Source organism: Methylomicrobium album BG8 (assembly GCF_000214275.2).
Classification (GTDB): domain Bacteria; phylum Pseudomonadota; class Gammaproteobacteria; order Methylococcales; family Methylomonadaceae; genus Methylomicrobium; species Methylomicrobium agile.
In genome coordinates this window covers 305,876-324,457 of the sequence record NZ_CM001475.1, presented here as the reverse complement: position 1 = coordinate 324,457, position 18,582 = coordinate 305,876, and the positions used below count along the sequence as shown (strand labels likewise).

The following is an 18,582-nucleotide window of genomic DNA, read 5'->3' as shown; positions in this document are numbered from 1 at the left end:
TGGAGGGTAGAATAGAGCAACGAATAAAAATTTTCATTAGATATTATTGGAATGATTTTGAATAAGTTTCTGATACATTTTATATACCAAAAGCGGGCAAATAATCCCAGATTAAAACTCATACTCGACCATTATCGAGCCATTAAAAATATAATATTAAGCGCGCTATTCGACCTAAAAGGCCAATGGAATTTTCCGCCTAAACTTGCCATCAAAACATGCACACAGAATAATTCCCAAGGCGGAGTTCTAGACTCCATACCGTTAAATTAACAGAAGAGAGGAACCGAAATGAAACTCAACTTTGCCGACGATACTTTCGTATTAATGTTGAATCTGGGAGCGATCATTATTGGCCTGATAATCATGTGGCTTATCATATAAACGCCAACCCGGCATGATCGCCGCCGGGAACGAGCTTTTGAGAGTTGACATCGCCCGTTCCCGCCCGTCTGTCGTCCGCATACGGGAGCGCGATTTGCGGGGCCGGCGCATCGGCCTTGTTATCTTGAATTTTGACGCCCGCCAAACGCGATGAGTAAACCAAGCCCTCCCGTTTTATTGGCTTGCCTGTTAAATAGGGCGCCTATTCCGAATCGAAGACATTTTCCCCGGCAAGTGAACTAACCCGATCTCCAAATGGCCATATCTTCATCATTCCGTGGACAGCATGAGCCATAGCCTGAGAAGGGCATGAAAATTGCCTGTCAACCGGTCAGTTCCGAACGAACGTTTATTTTTGTAATGGATCATAATGAGTTAATTAACCCTTTGATTTAAAGAGCATACTCTCATGGAGTGAAAAATGTCGGTGAGTGACAACAATGGACAGCAAACACCAGGCTTTCCGATAGTCGGCATCGGCGCATCGGCCGGCGGAATGGAGGCGCTGCAAAACCTGTTTTCCGCCCTGCCGCCCCAAACCGGGCTGATATTTGTGGTGATACAGCACCTGCCGCCCGACCATACGAGCCATCTTCCCGAACTGCTCGGAAAGGTGTGCCGTCTGCCTGTTTGCGAAGCCAAAGACGGCATGCAGGTAGAGCCCGATCACGTCTACACGATCGCCCCCGGCGAAGCGCTGGCCCTGGATCAAGGCAGGCTGCGGAGCCGCCCGTTTCCCGCCAACGCCAGGGTCTGCATCGACATTATCAATATTTTCTTCAAAAGCCTGGCTGCAGACCGCGGCAACAATGCCATCGCGGTGATCCTCTCCGGCACCGGCAACGACGGCGCGGAAGGCGCCCTCCGGATCAAGCAGGCAGGTGGCACCGTTTTCGTACAGAACCCGACCACCGCCATGCACGGCGGCATGCCCTGTGCCGCGATCGCGACCGGTACGGCAAAGCATATTCTGCCGGCGGATGCGATCGCCCGTGAATTGCTCGCCGACACTTACGCTGCGGCGGTGCATCCGCCGGCGGCTACGGGACCGGAAGACATCGCGCAACCGCTGGAGGAGATTCTAATGCTGATCCGCCGCCATGCCGGCTCGGATATGAGCGGTTACAAGTTCAGCCCGCTGTTTTGGCAGATTCAGCAGCGTATGCGTGCCCGGGGCATCGATCAGGCCCACGATTACGTCGCGCTGCTGCGCGAGGAACCGGCCGAACTGGAAACGCTGGTCCGGAGCATACCGATTCACGTGACTGAGTTCTTCCGCGACCCGGAGGCATGGGACATGCTTGAAAGCAAAGTGATCCCGCCCTTGATCCGGGAGCACCGTGGAGACCGTCCCGTACGGGTTTGGACGCCGGCCTGTTCCTCGGGCGAAGAAGCGTATTCGGTCGCGATGCTGCTGGCCGGGCAGATCGATCGGCTGGGCGAACCGGCCGATTTCCGGATTTTTGCTACCGATGCGTCGCCGGATATCGTCGCCCGCGCCCGGCGTGGCGTATTTTCCGCCGCTGCGGTCGAGAGAATTTCACCGGAACGCCGGATGCGCTTTTTTTATCCCTACGGCGGAAAGTACCGAATCAAAAAGAGCCTCAGGGAAAAGCTGGTGTTCGCGCCGCAACACCTGCTTGCGGATCCGCCTTTTGCCGATGTGGATCTGGTCACTTGCCGAAACCTCTTGATCTATTTGGAACCCTACGCACAACAGCGGGTGGTGGCGCTGCTGCATGCCTCGCTGCGAATGGGCGGTTACCTATTCCTCGGCCGGGGCGAATCCCTGCCATTAAAACAGGACGGTTTCGAAACCGTATCGATGCCCCGGCGCATCTATCGAAAAGTAGCCCCGCTGGAGAATAGCCCGGTCCGGTTTCCAAAACGCCTGAAGCGGCTACCGCCCTCGCACACCAGCGCCACCCTCGGTGCTGAAAGCGCGCATCGGGCGGTACTGGAAGAATTCGATCTTCCGTCCGTGTTGATCGACGTGCAGTTCAACATCCTTCACATCTACGGCGACACCTCTTCTTTCCTGCGGCTGCCGCCGGGCCAGCCGACCCTGAACCTGCTGGCGATGGTTCCGCCGGTCTGGGCCGCCGACATTCGAGTTGCGGCCCAGACCGTTCTGTCCGAGCTGCAACCGGTGACGATGGACCGCCTGCGTGAACCCCAAACGGCCGAAGGCGCATTGCGCATCAAGCTCACGCCGATCCAGTCCGGAGAAGGGGAAAGCACATCCCGCCTGCTGGTTTCGTTCGTACGCTCGAACGGCTCCGGCACCCTCGCTCCCCGGAACGGCTCCGGCCAGACCGTGCCGGACGTTTCTGCGGCCGGACCGGGGACACTACCCTGCTGGTGCGATACGCTGAGTCTGACGATCGAAGAACTGGCAGCCTCCCGCGAAGAACTTCAGGTGCTGAATGAAGAACTCCGGGCCGTCAACGACCAGCTCAATCTCAGCAACGAGGAGATCAACGACGTCAACGCCCGGCTGCATGCCAAGATCCAGGAACTGGAAACACAGAGCCATGTGCTCAGCAGCGGCGCGGTGATGACCTTGTTCCTGGATAAGGAGCTGCGCGTACGCTGGTTTACGCCGGCCATCGGCGAACTTTTTCCGCTGCGGCTTTACGATACCGGACGGCAGATCACCGAACTCGGGCCGCGGTTTGTCGATCCTCATTTCATTGACGATGTACAGGCCGTAATGCGGACGGGCGAACCTCTCGAAGGAGAGGTGTGCAATATGGAAGGCCGCTGGTATTTGCGCCGGATCGGCCCTTTCCGTACCGGTAACGACAAAACCGCCGGCGTCGCCATTACCTTCACCGACATCACCGAACACAAACGGGCCGAAGAGGAGGCTCAGGCGCAGCACAACCTGCTGAAAACGGTTCTCGACCATTTGCCGGTGGCGGTCAACATCGTGCGCGCCTCGGATATGAACATCTTGCTGGTCAATCCGAAATACCAGGAATTGGCGCCGCAAAGAAAAATGGTGGGCAAGACGCCTCGCGAGGTATGGCCGGAGGAACCGGAGATAGAAAAACACGTTCTGAACGTCGCGAAAACCGGAAAGCCGTTTTCCGCGATAGATGCCCCCTATGAAGTAAAAAGCTCCGAAAACAGCCGCGTGGAGGAAGTTTACTTCAGCTGGTCCATATTCCGGATCGCGCTGCCCGGAGACGCGGGTTGGGGATTGATCACGACCGCCTGGGAAACCACCGACCGCAAACGCACCGAAGAGACGTTGCGCCGGACCTTGGCCAAAGCGGAGCAAGGCGACCGGATGCTGGCCGCCTTGATGGAATATCTGCCGGAAGGCATCGTCGTCGCGGACGCCCCTGACGCGAAAATCCGGATGATCAACCGGACCGGCCGGGAGATGACCGGCAAACCGGACAGGCACCTGAAAGTCGCCTGCGGCAAACTGGCGGAGCGATGGGGCATCCGCCGTACCGATGGGGTCACGAAGCCGGCGGATGACGAACTCCCTCTGGTGCGCTCGATCCGAAACGGCGAAACTGTCAAGGATGAAATTTGGGTAATCGTCCGCAAGGATGGGCAGCACATCCCGGTGCTCTGCAATTCAGGCCCGATCCGGGATGCAAAGGAAAACATCACGGGCGGCATTCTCGTCTTTCGCGACATCACCCGGCCGTAAACAGGGACGGCCGTGCGTACTTTATTCAACCTTTCATGGTACGCACAGCCTACTACAGCGGCTTATCCCCTTTGAGGACCAACCCAAGTCAGATAAGGGTGTCTCACGATGAACGCCCGGTATGGGAACGAGGGGGAAATTATGATCGGCCCAATCCTTAGCCGACGATGCGCCCGCCATAAGTTTTCAGCTTGCATGAAGCAAAAAAGAATCGGGGAATTGCCGAACTCTCGTTTACCGCAGCTCATCCAATTGAATAATCAGATTCCACAATGACGGACGAATTTTCGGGTATCGCCCGACCGGTACGATACCGCCAGAGCCGGAAGAGAGGAGGCAAAATATGACGGCATCCGCTTCTCTTAAATATACGGCGTCCGAAATCCATCGGGCGGCGCGCCTTTATCAACCCAGAAACAGAAAAGTAATCAACGGGTGCATCTTTTACGAGCCCCGGCTGATCTTACCGCTGGAATGGGACGGAGAAACGCTCTGCCAGATGAATGAACTGCTCGCGTGCCCCTCGGTGGTCTCTTATGCGATCCTGCAGCTGCTTTCGGCGACACGCACGAACCTTCCCATTTCGCAGCGGTTAAGGCGGGACTGGAAAATGGTTCGGTACGAAGATGAAGATTTCGATCCCTGGGAAGATGCGCTCGACGACCGCTATTTCACGGAACGGGTGCGCGTGCCGGTGGAACGGCACAGATACCTGCTGTCCTCCCAAGGGATACGCAGGATCATCGACCGGTTATGCGCGCAACAGACGGGCGACTACGTGGGCGTACCGGTGTCGGACAGCCCCTGCACCGCGCAAGAAGCAATTCAGGCCGCGCTGCTGGACCGATCGGTCAGCCTCAGGCAGGTGCGTTTCATCCTGCATCTCGACATACACTACCTCGTATCGCTGGTGTCCGTTTGATGAACAAAGGCTGTCTGAAGAAAGCGGATAGAAAGGTGAAGTCGTCCGCGCCGCATAGAAACCGCCCACCCCGGCCGAACGCTGGCAAAGCCTGTATCACTTTACCGTGGGCGAGGCACTGGAAGATGCAAGGCTGCAAAGCCTGCCCGCTTACGATCATTTGGAATGAGCCATCCCTTCCTTCTTCTACCGCGCGGCGGAATCGGAGGTAGTTGTCCTATGCCAAGAAAGAATTGCCCGATAATGCTCATGCAAGGTTTACACGCTTTTTGCGCCCACTTCGCCGAGGGTGAAGAAATTGGAACGATCGTCATATAGGCACGGTCTTTTTCAACTAAAACCCCGTTGAAATTTTATTTGCCGAGGAGGCGGTTATGGAAGAAAAGCCGTACGGTCGAAAGAACGTTTTTCCTGGCCGACGAGAGGAGACGAAGCACAGCAAACCGACCCGGCTGCCAAGGGAGAAGGCGCCATGAGCTTGTGGGACAGAATCAGGATGCCGGGCAGTGACTCCCTCGAAATGGAGCCCGTCGGGATCGGCAGCACGAACGGCCTGTTGACCAAAAGAACGCTGATCGTGGCGCTAACCGCGGCCGCGGTGATTGCGTTGCTACTGATGGTGTGGCAGGTCGCACAGATTCTTTTGCTGATTTTCGCCAGTCTGTTGTCGGCGCTGTTTTTGCGCACCTTGGCAAACCTGATCAGCCGGAACACGGAGTTGAGCGTAACGGCCTCTCTGAATCTGGTAGTGCTGGCGCTGCTGGGAACTTCCGTACTGATCCTCTTGCTGTACGGACCCGACATTGCGGAAGGTTTTTATCAGTTATCCAAGAAATTGCCGTCGACGCTGGACCGCCTGCGCACTTCTTTAGGCCAGTATGCCTGGGGACCTTTGTTGCTGGACACCTTTTATCAAATCGGAAACGCTCTGACCGATCCGCGGCAACTTGGAAAAATCGCCGGCATTTTTTCGACCGCATTCGGGGCGGTCGCGAGCTTCCTGATCGTAATCGTGCTGGGCCTTTACTTTGCCGCCGAACCCGGAATTTATCTCGATAGCACGGTTCGCCTGTTTCCCCAGGCGCGCCGGGCGCGAATCCGCGAAGCCTTCGACAGAATCGGGCAGGCGCTCCGCTGGTGGCTGGTCGGCCGATTCGCGTCGATGTTCGCGATCGGTTTGCTGACGTTTATCGGGCTGGCCGTTTTAGGGGTGCCTTTCGCCTTCATCTTGAGTCTGCTCGCCGGCGTCCTGACCTTTGTGCCGATCATCGGTCCCTTGATTTCCGCGGTACCGGCCGTCATGGTGGGCTGGGCCGAAAGCGGCTCGACGGCGCTGTACGTAATGATTCTCTATTCGGTGATACAGGCCCTCGAAAGCTACTGGATCACTCCTTATATCCATCAGAAAGTCGTGGCGCTGGCCCCGGCCTGGCTGCTGACCGCCCAGTTGATCATGGCCGCGGGCTTCGGCATTCTCGGCTTCCTGCTCGCGCCGGCGCTGGCGGTCGTGATAATGGTGCTGGTGCAGATGTTTTACGTACGCGACGTGCTCGGCGAGCCGGTGGAACTGCCCTGAAACCTTCGACCTGAACCTCAAAGTGCCATGGCCAGAAACGTAACGCAGAAACTGATCGAAAGCCATCTGGCCGAAGGCCGGATGGTGGCGGGCGAAGAAATCGGCCTCAAGATCGACCAGACGCTGACCCAGGACGCGACCGGCACGCTGGTGATGCTGGAATTCGAAGCGCTCGGCATCCCGCGCGTCAGGACCGAACTTTCCGCCCAATACGTGGACCACAACCTGCTGCAGGAAGACTTCAAGAACGCCGACGACCACCTGTTCCTGCGCAGCGCCTGCAAAAAGTTCGGCCTCTGGTACAGCCGTCCCGGCAACGGCGTCAGCCATCCGGTGCACATGGAGCGCTTCGGCATCCCCGGCAAAACCTTGTTGGGTTCCGACAGCCACACCTGCGCGGCGGGCTCCTTAGGCATGCTGGCGATCGGCGCGGGCGGGCTGGAGGTTGCAATGGCGATGGCGGGCGAGCCGTTTTATGTCAGGATGCCCAAAGTCTGGGGCGTCAGGCTGACCGGCGCATTTCCCGATTGGGTCAGCGCGAAGGACGTGATTCTGGAGATGCTGCGCCGGCACGGCGTAGACGGCGGGCTGGGGAAGATCGTCGAATATTACGGCCCCGGCTTGAAACACTTGAGCGCGATGGACCGGCACGTGATCGCCAACATGGGCGCCGAACTCGGCGCCACCACGACCGTGTTTCCGGCCGATGCGGCGGTCAGGGCGTTTTTGAAAAGCCAGGGCCGCGAAAACGCCTTTCGGGAACTGCTGGCCGACGAAAATGCGGCATACGACGAAGACGAGGATATCGACCTGTCGGCGCTGGAACCCTTGATCGCGCTGCCGAGCAGCCCCGGCAGCGTGGTGCCGGTGCGCGAGGTGGCGGGCCGGGAAATCTACCAGTCTTATATCGGCTCCTCCGCCAATCCGGGCTTTCGGGACTTCGCGGTCGCGGCCGAGATCGTCGCCGGCAAACAGGCGCACGACCGCGTATCGTTCGACGTGAACCCGACTTCCCGGCAGATCCTGGAAAACATGACCGCGACGGGCATCCTGGCAAAACTGGTCCATGCCGGCGCCCGCCTGCACCAGGCCGGCTGCGGCGGCTGTATCGGGATGGGGCAGGCGCCGGCGTCGGGCCGGATCAGCCTGCGCACCGTGCCGCGGAATTTCCCGGGCCGTTCGGGCACCAAGGAAGACCAGGTTTACCTGTGCAGCCCGGAAACCGCCGCCGCTTCGGCGCTGACCGGCATCATCACCGATCCGCGCACCCTGGATATGCCCTATCCCCGCATCGCGGAGCCGGCAGAAGTGATTCTCAACGTTTCGATGCTGGTTCCACCCGCGCCGGCAGCGGAAGCCGGATCCTATCCTCTGGAAAAAGGTCCCAATATCAAGCCGCTGCCCGACTTGGAACCGATGCCCGAGGCGCTCGAAGGGCCGGTGCTGCTGAAAGTCGGGGACGACATATCGACCGACGAAATCATGCCGGCCGGCGCCAGGGTGCTGCCGTACCGCAGCAACATCCCGGCCATCAGCCGATTCGTATTCAGCCAGGTCGACGAGACCTACTACGACAGGGCGATGGCATATCAACAACAGGGCTCGTTCGTAGCCGGAGGTGCCAATTACGGGCAGGGTTCGAGCCGCGAGCACGCCGCGCTGGCGCCCCGCTTTCTGGGCCTGAAGGCGGTCATCGCGAAAAGTTTCGCCCGGATTCACCTGCAAAATCTGAGCAATTTCGGCATCCTGCCATTGATTTTTATGAATCCCGAGGATTGGGATCGGATCGAACTAGGCGACCGGCTGTCGATCCCCGACGTGCGCGCTGCGATTCGCAAGGGAAAGCGCGTCCGGGTGATCAATCTGACCAAAAACGAGGCTTATGAAACCGAACACCCATTGGCGCCCAAAGCGGTCGACAGGGTGCTGGCGGGCGGGCTGATCAACTGGGTCAAACGGAAAAGCCCGAGCCCGGAATAGCGTAGCGGCGGCGGTAAAACCGGATCAAGGGCTAGTAGTCACTCATGTTGAAGCAAAGAAATAAAATCAGACCTACGAGGTTTTTTAAAACCTCGTAGGTCTTTTAGTGCGGTAATCCTGCATGCCGGACGGGATAAATGAGGCTGTGAAAGTATTCCCCGCCCTTGCTAAAATAACGGAGCCCGCCACCGCCCCGTTAGCGCCGATGACCCGTCCGTACAAAGAAGGACATTTGATAGAATGGCTGGCAGCGCCGGAATAAACCCGGCTGCGGCGCAGTTTCAGCGTCTGGATCAACCGGGTGCTCATGCGCCGGGCGAGGACCGGCCGACCGAACCGAACGATTTACGGGAGATCAAGACCATGCTGGCACAACGCATTTCGCAATGGCTACAAGAAGCGAGATTACAGGGCGAGGCGCAAGGGGAAGCTCGGGGGGAGGCTCGGGGCGAAACCAAGGGCGAAGCCCAAACACTGCTAAAACTGCTCCGGCTAAAATTCGGCCCACTGCCCGCGGACATGGAGCTGCGAGTGCACGCGGCCGCGAAAGCCCAACTGGACGCCTGGGTCGAGCGTATTTTGACTACCGAACGGTTGGAAGACGTGTGGGACGAACCGTTATCCGCTGCAGCCAAGTGCCTCCCCAGCGGTAGGCAACGCAGGAGCAGTTGCCGAGCGATCCGCCATTGAGCGGCCATCCTCCTCCGGCGAAATTGCTATCGCTTTCCGCGCGGTACTTCATTGGACAATAAAAAACCCGCTAAGCCTTGCAGCTTGCGGGTTTTATGTATTCTGTGGAACTCTAAAAAACTTATAAGTGGTGGGGGGTCAGGGACTCGAACCCTGGACCTATGGATTAAGAGTCCACTGCTCTACCAACTGAGCTAACCCCCCGCGTTGAATGATCAACTAGAGAATAGAAGCGGAATTATAGCGGATATTTCTACAAATTCCAATATCCTCCGCTTCATTTGACGACCTTCAGTTGCGGCCTGCCCGTCGGCGGCCGGGTATCCGGCGTTTCGGGCGGCGTATCGTCTTCAATTTCTTCTTCGGGATCGAAGATCATCCCTTTGCCGTTTTCTTTGGCATAAATCGCCAGAACCGCCCGAATCGGCACGAAAATGTGCCTGGCGATACCGCCGAAACGCGCGTTGAACTCGATCTGGTCATTGCCGAGCGACAAACCGTGGACCGCCTCCGGACGCACGTTCAGGACGATCCTGCCGCCTTCCACGAATTCGTGCGGCACGAGCGCACCGGGATGTTCGGCATTGACCAGAAGATACGGCGTCAGGCCGTTGTCGGTAATCCACTCGTAGATCGAGCGGATCAGGTAAGGTTTTAGCGGAGTCATTTCGGGAGTTGCGCCATGTCTTTTTCGGCGTCGCTCAGGCTGCGCTTGAATGCAGGGCGTCTGAAAATACGCTCGGCATAATTGATGATCGCCTCGTTCGGAGTCGAGACATCGATGCCCACCATGGGCAGGCGCCATAGCAGAGGGGCCAGCGCGCAGTCGATCAGAGAAAATTCGTCGCTCATGAAAAACGGCCGGGCCGCAAAGATCGGCGCGGACGCCAGCAGGCTTTCCTTGAGCATTTTTTTCGCGCGGGCGGATTTTTTCTCGCCGGAGTATAAAATCTCATCGAGCAGCTGATACCAGTCCTGATCGATGCGTTTGATCAGCATTCTTGCATTGGCGCGGGATACCGGGTCCATCTGGTGCAAGGGCGGATGCGGAAAACGCTCGTCCAGGTATTCCATGATGATCCGGGAATCGTAAAGCACCAGATCGCGTTCCACCAAAGTCGGCGATACGGCGGTCGGGTTCAGTTCGAGCAAGTCCTCGGGCGGACTGGCCGGATCGTAGTATTCGATGTCTGCGACGATCGCTTTCTCGTGTAATACAAAGCGAACGGAATGGCTCATTGCGCATGTTGGAGAAGAGAATAGAGTCATCACAGATTTATTACTAAACAAGTTGGTCACTAATCAAGAACCTCTTTTGAACGTCCTAAACGCTGAATTGAGGCATTATAACATTCAAGGACGCGGCTTTGGGCGACGCGGTACGCGAATCGCCCGGATTATGTGGAGCCGCTACGCCGAGTCGATCGCTTAATGCACGTCCTTCCAGTACTCCTTTTTGAGCACGTAGGCGATACCCAAAAACATGAACAGGTAAAGCAGCACATACTTGCCTAGACTGACTCTCTCCAGTTGCATGGGTTCCCCGACATAGGCCAGAAAATTCACAAGATCGTTCACCAGATCATCAAACTCTTTTTCGGACAAAGTGCCGGGCTTGTCGAGCACCAAACCTTCGACGATCTGTTTGCCTTCGACCATGTTGACCACCGCTTGCTGCTGGCCTTGCAACTGCCAGAATACATTCGGCATGCCGACATCGGGGAAAACCGCGTTATTAACGCCCAAAGGCTTGCTTTTATCGACATAAAAGCCTTTCAGGTAGGTGTACAGCCAGTCGGTGCCGCGTGAGCGGGCGATCAGCGACAGGTCGGGCGGCTGGATGCCGAACCATTTTTCCGCGTCATGCTTGTTCATCGCGGTGAACATCTTGTCGTAGATGCTGGCATTCTGCGGCGCGATCTGGGTCAGCATCTTCTTCTCGTCGAGCCCGAAATCCTGCGCCAGGCGTTTGTAACGCATATATTTGAGCGAATGGCATCCGAGACAGTAAGTCACGAAGGTTTTTGCGCCGCGCTGCAGGGAACGCTTATCGGACAAATCGATATTCGCCGCTTGCAGTTCGACGTCTTCCGACGCGTATCCTTCAACCGACAACGCGCAAAACAGCAGTAATGTTATTATTCTTCTCATATCAATCAAGGCTCGTTTTGAGGGTTTTGACAAAGCGCTTGGCGACACTGCGAACGCCGACAGGATTCAGCCGTCTTCTCAAAAAGGTGCATTTGGCCAGCGGCGATGCAACCGGTTTGGACAACGGTTCCACAAAAGTGACCTCTTCATAGACTTTCTTTAACGCTTGAAGGCGGTCGTCGAGACTCGGCTGATAAGTGACCCGGCTCGGCACCGGTTTCAATTTTTCCCAGCGCGTATAGATCGGCATCAGCAGGAAGAAGCCGAAATAGATCGCGGTACAGATCCGCGCAATGACGCTTGCGAGCGGCGTCGGCGGCTGGGTACCCAGATAGCCGAGGATCAGAAAGCTGACCACGAACAGAAACAGCGCTTTTTTATAGATACCTCCACGGTAACGGACCGATTTGACCCTGCCGCGGTCGAGCCAGGGCAGGAAAAACAGCACGACGATCGCGCCGCCCATGCCGATCACGCCGGCGAATTTGTCCGGGATCGCACGCAAAATCGAATAGAACGGGGTGAAGTACCAGACCGGCGCGATATGCTCCGGCGTCTTCATCGGATCGGCCGGGATGAAATTGGCGTGCTCCAGGAAGAAGCCGTTCAATTCCGGCATGTAGAAGATCACGACCGAGAAGAAGACCAGAAACACCGCCACGCCGACGATATCTTTGACCGTGTAGTAAGGATGGAACGGAATGCCGTCGAGCGGAATGCCCTTGACATCTTTCTGTTTCTTGATTTCGACGCCGTCCGGATTGTTCGAGCCGACTTCATGCAGCGCGACGATGTGCAGGAACACCAGCATCACCAGCACCAGCGGCACCGCGATCACGTGGAACGCGAAGAAGCGGTTCAGGGTCGCATCGGAAATCACGTAATCGCCGCGAATCCACAGCGACAGATCCTCGCCGATCACCGGAATCGCGCTGAACAGCGAAATGATCACCTGCGCCCCCCAGTAGGACATTTGGCCCCACGGCAGCAGATAACCCATAAAGGCCTCGGCCATCAAGGCGACGAAGATGAACATCCCGAAGATCCAGATCAGCTCGCGCGGATGCTTGAACGAACCGTAGATGATCCCCCGGAACATGTGCAGGTAAACCACGATGAAAAACGCGGAAGCGCCGGTCGAATGCATGTAGCGGATCAGCCAGCCCCAGTTCACCTCGCGCATGATGTATTCGACCGAATCGAAGGCCAATTGCGCATCCGGCTTGTAGTTCATCGTCAGCAGGATACCGGTAATGATCTGGTTGACCAGCACCAGAAGCGCCAGCGACCCGAAAAAATACCAGAAATTGAAGTTTTTCGGCGCGTAATAATGCGCCATGTGCTCTTCCCAAATCTTGGTGATCGGAAAGCGTTCGAGTATCCACTCGCCGAACAAAGTCAGACGTGAAGGTTTCATGCGCTTGCTCCTTGGCTGGGTTCACCAATGATCAGTTGGTTTTCGGTCACATACCGGTAAGGAGGAATCTCCAGATTGGTCGGCGCAGGCACGCCCCGGTAAACGCGTCCGGCCAGATCGAACCAGGAACCGTGGCAGGGGCAGAAGAAGCCGCCTTTCCATTTATCGCCGAGGTCGACGGGCGCAATTTCGGGCCGGAAAGTGGGCGAACAGCCCAGGTGGGTGCAGATACCGATCGCGACAAATATTTCGGGCTTCAGGGAGCGGTAGAGATTTTTGCTGTATTCGGGCTGGATCGACTCCTCGGACAGCGGATCGCGCAGCTCGTTATCCAGCGTTTTCAGCGTCGCCAGCACCTCGGGCGTGCGCTTCAGAATCCAGACCGGCTTGCCGCGCCAGGCCACACGGAGCAGTTGGCCGAGCTCCATCTTGCCGATGTCGACCTCGACCGGCGCCCCCGCCGCCATCGCCTTTACGCTGGGCTGCATCTGGGCGAGAAAGGGTACCGCTAAGTAACCCGTGCCTACCGCCCCCACTACGGTCAGCGCCGAGGTTAAAAATTGGCGCTTAGACTTATCGACGCCTTTATTATTCATTATCTAACTCTCCTGTTCCGGTCTATGCCGTGACTAACGCGTTAACCGGGGCAATATACCACTAGAACCTAGTCGATTTGAAGTGCTTCGACCGATTTGTTTACCGTGAAATAACAAAATGCGGCGAGAAAAAATGGAAAACCGGCGTCTTTTTCTCTGCCGCCTTCTCCCGTCGCAAGAAGACTCACTGACTGGATACAAAACTCTGATTCAGCGCGAAAAGAAAAGCTTGGTTTTCATCGGGCTTACCGATCGTCACGCGCAGGCAATCGGCCAGCAGGCCGCCCTGCGGGCTCAAATTCTTGATCAGTATCCCCCGCTGTTTAAGCCCGGTAAAAATTTCGTCCGCGCGGCCCGGCGGCGTTCTGAACAGAATGAAGTTGGCGGCGCTCGGGTAAGGCATGATGCCGCCGATGGCGGCCAGCGCGGCGAAAACGCGTGCCCGCTCGGCGCAGATCAGCCGGGTCTGCTGATCGAACAGGGTTTTGTGGTTCAACGCGAACTCGGCGCTGGCCTGGGTCAGCACGTTGATGTTGTACGGCAGGCGGATTTTATCCAATTGCCCGAGCAGTTCGGCGCTGCCGGCCAGGTAGCCGAGCCGCAGACCGGCCAGTCCCAACTTGGACACCGTACGCATCACCAGCAGGTTCGGATAGCGGCCAAGCATGCCCAGGTAACTGGCGCCGGCGAACGGCTCGTAAGCCTCGTCGATCACAACCAAGCCCGGCGCCTTTTCGACGATTGCCTCGATCGCGGCCCGGTCGAACAGATTGCCGGTCGGGTTGTTCGGATAGGCCAGGAAGATCAGCTTCGGCCGGTGCCGCTCGATCGCGGCCAGCATCGCCGGCAGATCGAGACCGAAATCCTCCGCACGCAGCGGCACGCCAACGTAATCCAGACCCAGGCAGCGGCTGAGCTGCCGGTACATCACGAATCCCGGCTCCGGCGACAGCACGGAGGAATCCGGCGGCAGCGCCATCAACAAGAGCTGAATGATTTCGTCGGAACCGTTGCCGAGCAGCAGCGGCGCATCGTCATCCAGGCCGGCGGAACGTCTGATCGCCGCGGCGAGACGGCGCGCACAGGGATCGGGATAACGGTTCAACGGACAGGCGCGCAGGGTTTCGAGCCAGCGCGTCTTGAGGTCTTCGGGCCATTCGTAAGGATTTTCCATCGCGTCCAGCTTGATCAAGCCCTCCGCATCGGCAACGTGGTAGGCGGACATGGCCAGCACTTCCTTCCGGAAAACACCGGCCGCCAGGTCGTTCATGTTCATCATTAATATTAGGAGTCGGTATCGCTGCGGTTGAGTTTCGGTCACATTGTCCCAAATTCCTCGGCCGATGTCTTGCCGAGTTTCAACCGCTGTCGACAGCCTGTTGCTGGGACGCCGGCCGGCTTGGGCACGAATATTTTGGGGACAAAGTGTTAACCGGCGGAGATGATGATCTTCTCTGCGCAACCGCCATGAACCGACGCTCAATCGTTAACCGAAGTTCAGGCCGTCCGGATTTATGAATACAAACGCCAACATCCCGGCAACCGGCAACCGGCAACATGAAATTTCGCTTGAACGGCGCGTTAACTACCGGTACGCTGCACGGCGTCAGTTTCTCAAATGCGTTAGCAATAATAACTAAATTTAAACCAACGCTCGTTACCGTTACCCCGATGAATACATCCGTCATTCCGCCTCCCACCGATTCACCCGGCCAACAACGTGAACAATTGCATCTGATCAATCTGCATTTGGCGGCCTTGGGACAGCCGACCTGCGAAGCCGAGCACGATCAAAGTTATCTGAAGATCGCGGACGGCTTGTTGAAAAATTATTCCCTGCAGCGCCGCCTGCTGTCCCGCTACCGGTGTCCCGCCGATCAGCGCATTCAGGATTTCCTGAACGCCTACCTGCGCGAAAACGGCGTCGAGAGCGAAATTCTGCTGCCCGGCGAAACCTTCATCCTCGAAGAAGGGCTGGCCCGGGAATTGTCGCTGCCGTTCCAGTCGAACGAATACCATTCGCCTTACATCGACTCGTACCGGGTTCGGCAAGGCGTTCTGCACAATCCGAAAAACGACCGGCGCACGACCCAAGGCGTGTTCCACATCGCGGCCGGCGGCTTGCCGGTGCCGGCGGACAAAAGCGAAGTGCCGGTTCGCGCTTACGCGGAAATCCTGCTCCGGGCCCTGACCCCGCCCGACGACCTGCTGTGCCTGCCTTATACGAGCCGGCAGCAAAATCCGGCGAAACTGTGGCTGTCGATGCTGATCCGGCCGCGGGTGGTTCCCGGCATTGCCGGCGTAGCGCCGCCGAAAACGATGGAAACGCGTTTTTTTGCGCCGGCCGGCCTGGTCGCGAACCTGGACTTCGTCGAATCGATCTTCGGCAATGCCGGTAACCCGTTTCTGCCCGAAAACGATGCCGCGCTGGACATCGAGCATTGGACCGGCCACACCGGCTGCATCATCCTGGCGCCGCATCTGGTGCATTGCCGCAAAAAGGACCTGGGTTTGCCGCCTGTCGAGGAAGCGAGCGAACGGCAGCGCCAGGACGGCATGTGCTGGCGAAGCGAAGACGAACGCTACAACGACGGCAAGCCTTTCAAACTGGTGTGCCGGAACCTGCACGGCGTCATCGTGACGATCATCGCCGACAATTATTTCGGCTACAGCAAAAAAGAGATCAAATCGCAGATCAGCTATGCGGCCAATCTGTACGGCGGCTGCGAAGAAGAACACGCCGGCGGGGCGCTCGCGTTCGTCCGGGCCAGCCTGGGGGACATTTATCTGGCGGGCCCGGAAAACATCAAGAACGTCACCTTCGAACGGATTCCGCGCCTGTTGGGTGAATCGATCGACCTGCACCCCAAAGGCCATGCGACCGACAAAACCCATCCGGACATCGTGTTCATTCCCGAAACGGCCGAAATCAACATCCAGCGACAGCAAGTCAGCTGGGCGCGAAACGGCGCGGCGCAGACACTGAAACTGCTGGCCGACCGAACCTACGTGTATCCGAACGGTTTCCGCGTGCACATGGAGCGCCACCCGCACGCGCCGAGCTGGCGGCTGATCGGCACTTTCCCGGAAAGCACCCTGTGCCACAAACCGAGCACGGTGTCCGGCGGCGGCAAATCGGAAATTTCGAAGTCGATCGCCGGCGCGATCCTTTTCGGCTCCATCTTCGTCGAAGATTTCGACAAAGACATGGACACCGTCGCCGAAATTTTCGCCTACGACTATTCACAGCGTTTTCGCGATCCGGCGCGCAACGGCGTCGACCGGCGCCCGCTGCTCAGCAACCAGCGCACGCTCGGCTCGGTGATCAAACTCTTGACTCCTTCGCAAGGCGAATATGCCGACACCTACAACCATTGGCTGACGCAATTTCCGCAGCACATCTGGGCGCTGGTGCTGATCATCAAGCGCTTTTTCAACCCGGCGTGGGGCGAAGAAAACTGGCGCGAACATTTTTCGGTCGACGTGGTGAACGGTTATCCGGGCAACGAACTGAAATTTCAGGGCCGCAAACTGATCGCCTGCTATCTGCGCGTCGGCTACGACAGCAGCGGCGCCTGGCGGGTGTTCAAACTGCGCCAGGATTTCATCGCCTCGGAAAAAATCCAGTTCGAAGACGACATCACCGCATCGACCGTGGTGCCTGCCGGATTTTTGCCGGGATTGAGCCCGAACACGCCGAATCCGAGCGTCAAACTGGTCGACAACTGCGAAATGAGTTTTTTCCAGCGGCCGGACGACGCGGTCCACCGCGGCACCGACCTGCAAACCGAAACCGACCTGGCCGGCGGCAACAATTTCATTTCGAATTTCGAACCGCTGACGCCGGCCGACGCCCGGGAAATCCGGGACGACGTGGTGCATTTCGACCAGTTCAGCGAACCGATGCGCAATCTGATCGCGCGCGCCGCCGAGGCCCCGGAAGGCGAATTTTTCGTCTCCTCGGCGCATCCGCGCCGGGTCGACGGCAAACCGAGCCAGAACGTGCGCTACCTGCAGCGGCGGCCCGATCTCGTCGATCCGCGTCCGCGCTATCTGGCGGAACTGTCGACCCGGCTGGCGCGCGGCCTCGACTTCGATCAACCGGTGCATTTTCCGGTCGATGCGGTGCTGCCCGGACGCCGCAACAACCCGCGCGATGCGGCGGCCGGCATCAAGCCGCTGGCGATTTACAATCCGATCCATTATCAGGAACTGCCCGAACTGTTCATGGATTTCATCTGCAGCCTGACCGGAAAATCGCCTTCGACAACCGGCGCGGGCTCCGAAGGCGCGCTGACCAAAGGCCCGTTCAACGCGGTCTGCGCGACGGCCGATTTGAACACCGCGCTGGTGTCGTTCATCCTCTGCGGCTACGACGGCTTCTCGACCGCGGCCGGTTATATCGGTTCGGCGCGGCGGATCGATCACGACATCAGCCTACTGATTCCGGAAATCTGGTCGCGCCTGCCGGTCGACCAGCGCGATCCCCGCTACCTGATCGCCGAAGGCCATCTCGAAAAGCTCGAAGATTTCGAATTCGAAGGCCGGACCGTGTACGCGAGCCGCCTGGGTTATCGGATTACCGAACGCTTCGTGCATACCAATTTCGGCAAGGTCTTCGATTATCCGACCGCGGTGTTCGACGAAGCGATGCTGAAGCCGGAAATCCAGAGCCTGCCCGACTTCGTCGACGGCGTCGACAACGTTTACCAGGCGCAGCGACGGGTCGCCTCGCTCTATTTCGGGGACGGCTCGATCGACGACGCCTGCCCGCCGCTCAAAGCGCTGCTGCAGGTGATGGCTTACGGGCATTACGAAGGCAAAACGGTAGACGATCCATCCATTCGTGCGCTGTTCACCCGCGAGGCGCTGCTCGAAAGCGACTGGTACCGCGAAAGGCTGCAGATCAAGCAACAGCGGGAATACGCGCTTTGGCTGCGGCACCGCGAATATATCCGGCAACGTTTGAGCGAAACCGAACCAAGCGAAGCGTGGCACCGGGTTTTAAGCGAAAAACTCGAAACCGCCGAACGGATGCTGGCCGAGGTTGGCGAACCGGCTTATTTCGAAAAGTTGTCCGGGACTTTGGGAGCGGACTGGGTGCATCGGTGAAGAATTGCAGGGCGCAATAGGCGATAGCCGTATTGCGCCGCATGCATATAACATCCGGCGGAATACGCTGCGCCATTCCGCCCT

General features: G+C 57.9%; 12 protein-coding genes and 1 tRNA gene. 6 read left to right on the top strand and 7 right to left on the bottom strand.

The features are described from left to right. Window positions 1–811 precede the first annotated feature (811 nt). From METAL_RS01525 to METAL_RS01505, 5 genes are all read left to right on the top strand, one after another. Complete coding sequence (locus METAL_RS01525; protein WP_169740950.1) at window positions 812–4,054, top strand: chemotaxis protein CheB; 3,243 nt, start codon at window positions 812–814, stop codon at window positions 4,052–4,054. 343 nt (window positions 4,055–4,397) lie between these two features. After that, window positions 4,398–4,976, top strand: coding sequence for a hypothetical protein (locus METAL_RS01520; RefSeq protein ID WP_005368936.1), 579 nt, complete (start codon window positions 4,398–4,400; stop codon window positions 4,974–4,976). A 472-nt stretch (window positions 4,977–5,448) separates the two neighbouring features. Beyond that, entirely contained in the window at window positions 5,449–6,552 is a 1,104-nt protein-coding gene (locus METAL_RS01515; protein ID WP_005368935.1) for an AI-2E family transporter, read from the top strand. A 27-nt stretch (window positions 6,553–6,579) separates the two neighbouring features. After that, entirely contained in the window at window positions 6,580–8,532 is a 1,953-nt protein-coding gene (locus tag METAL_RS01510) for an aconitate hydratase (RefSeq protein WP_005368934.1), read from the top strand. A gap of 240 nt (window positions 8,533–8,772) precedes the next feature. Next, entirely contained in the window at window positions 8,773–9,222 is a 450-nt protein-coding gene (locus METAL_RS01505) for an RpnC/YadD family protein (RefSeq protein ID WP_031430497.1), read from the top strand. A 128-nt stretch (window positions 9,223–9,350) separates the two neighbouring features. Here METAL_RS01505 and METAL_RS01500 read toward each other — a convergent pair. The 7 genes from METAL_RS01500 to hisC form a co-directional block, all read right to left on the bottom strand. Next, window positions 9,351–9,426: transfer RNA gene (locus tag METAL_RS01500), tRNA-Lys, on the bottom strand. A gap of 73 nt (window positions 9,427–9,499) precedes the next feature. After that, window positions 9,500–9,889: a ClpXP protease specificity-enhancing factor gene (locus METAL_RS01495; RefSeq protein WP_005368932.1), complete on the bottom strand. Its 390-nt coding sequence runs from the start codon at window positions 9,887–9,889 to the stop codon at window positions 9,500–9,502. Beyond that, a complete protein-coding gene (locus METAL_RS01490) occupies window positions 9,886–10,461 on the bottom strand; it encodes a glutathione S-transferase N-terminal domain-containing protein (RefSeq protein WP_245549438.1) in 576 nt (191 codons plus the stop codon). Before METAL_RS01490 ends, METAL_RS01495 begins: the two co-directional genes overlap by 4 nt. Window positions 10,462–10,650: 189 nt before the next feature. After that, window positions 10,651–11,373, bottom strand: a complete 723-nt coding sequence (locus METAL_RS01485; protein WP_005368928.1) for a cytochrome c1 — start codon at window positions 11,371–11,373, stop codon at window positions 10,651–10,653. Window position 11,374: 1 nt separating this feature from the next. Further along, window positions 11,375–12,790, bottom strand: coding sequence for a cytochrome b (locus tag METAL_RS01480; protein ID WP_005368925.1), 1,416 nt, complete (start codon window positions 12,788–12,790; stop codon window positions 11,375–11,377). Beyond that, entirely contained in the window at window positions 12,787–13,386 is a 600-nt protein-coding gene (gene petA / locus METAL_RS01475; RefSeq protein ID WP_005368923.1) for a ubiquinol-cytochrome c reductase iron-sulfur subunit, read from the bottom strand. The genes METAL_RS01480 and petA overlap by 4 nt, the downstream gene beginning before the upstream one ends. Before the next feature lie 184 nt (window positions 13,387–13,570). Further along, the gene (gene hisC, locus METAL_RS01470; protein ID WP_040578411.1) at window positions 13,571–14,662 is read right to left on the bottom strand and encodes a histidinol-phosphate transaminase; all 1,092 of its coding nucleotides are present in this window, start codon (window positions 14,660–14,662) and stop codon (window positions 13,571–13,573) included. Between the two features lie 395 nt (window positions 14,663–15,057). On the opposite strand from hisC, the gene METAL_RS01465 reads away from it, so the two are divergent. Further along, window positions 15,058–18,498 (top strand): PPi-type phosphoenolpyruvate carboxykinase family protein, encoded by a 3,441-nt coding sequence (locus METAL_RS01465; protein WP_040578267.1) that lies wholly within the window; start codon window positions 15,058–15,060, stop codon window positions 18,496–18,498. Window positions 18,499–18,582 lie beyond the last annotated feature (84 nt).

Bases quoted from the DNA above. Each gene is read 5' to 3' on its own strand.
- METAL_RS01510 (WP_005368934.1), top strand. From the start codon at position 6,580: ATGGCCAGAAACGTAACGCAGAAACTGATCGAAAGCCATCTGGCCGAA.
- METAL_RS01495 (WP_005368932.1), bottom strand. From the start codon at position 9,889: ATGACTCCGCTAAAACCTTACCTGATCCGCTCGATCTACGAGTGGATT.
- petA (WP_005368923.1), bottom strand. From the start codon at position 13,386: ATGAATAATAAAGGCGTCGATAAGTCTAAGCGCCAATTTTTAACCTCG.
- METAL_RS01465 (WP_040578267.1), top strand. From the start codon at position 15,058: ATGAATACATCCGTCATTCCGCCTCCCACCGATTCACCCGGCCAACAA.
- METAL_RS01505 (WP_031430497.1), top strand. From the start codon at position 8,773: ATGGCTGGCAGCGCCGGAATAAACCCGGCTGCGGCGCAGTTTCAGCGT.
- hisC (WP_040578411.1), bottom strand. From the start codon at position 14,662: ATGAACATGAACGACCTGGCGGCCGGTGTTTTCCGGAAGGAAGTGCTG.
- METAL_RS01490 (WP_245549438.1), bottom strand. From the start codon at position 10,461: ATGAGCCATTCCGTTCGCTTTGTATTACACGAGAAAGCGATCGTCGCA.
- METAL_RS01480 (WP_005368925.1), bottom strand. From the start codon at position 12,790: ATGAAACCTTCACGTCTGACTTTGTTCGGCGAGTGGATACTCGAACGC.
- METAL_RS01515 (WP_005368935.1), top strand. From the start codon at position 5,449: ATGAGCTTGTGGGACAGAATCAGGATGCCGGGCAGTGACTCCCTCGAA.
- METAL_RS01520 (WP_005368936.1), top strand. From the start codon at position 4,398: ATGACGGCATCCGCTTCTCTTAAATATACGGCGTCCGAAATCCATCGG.
- METAL_RS01485 (WP_005368928.1), bottom strand. From the start codon at position 11,373: ATGAGAAGAATAATAACATTACTGCTGTTTTGCGCGTTGTCGGTTGAA.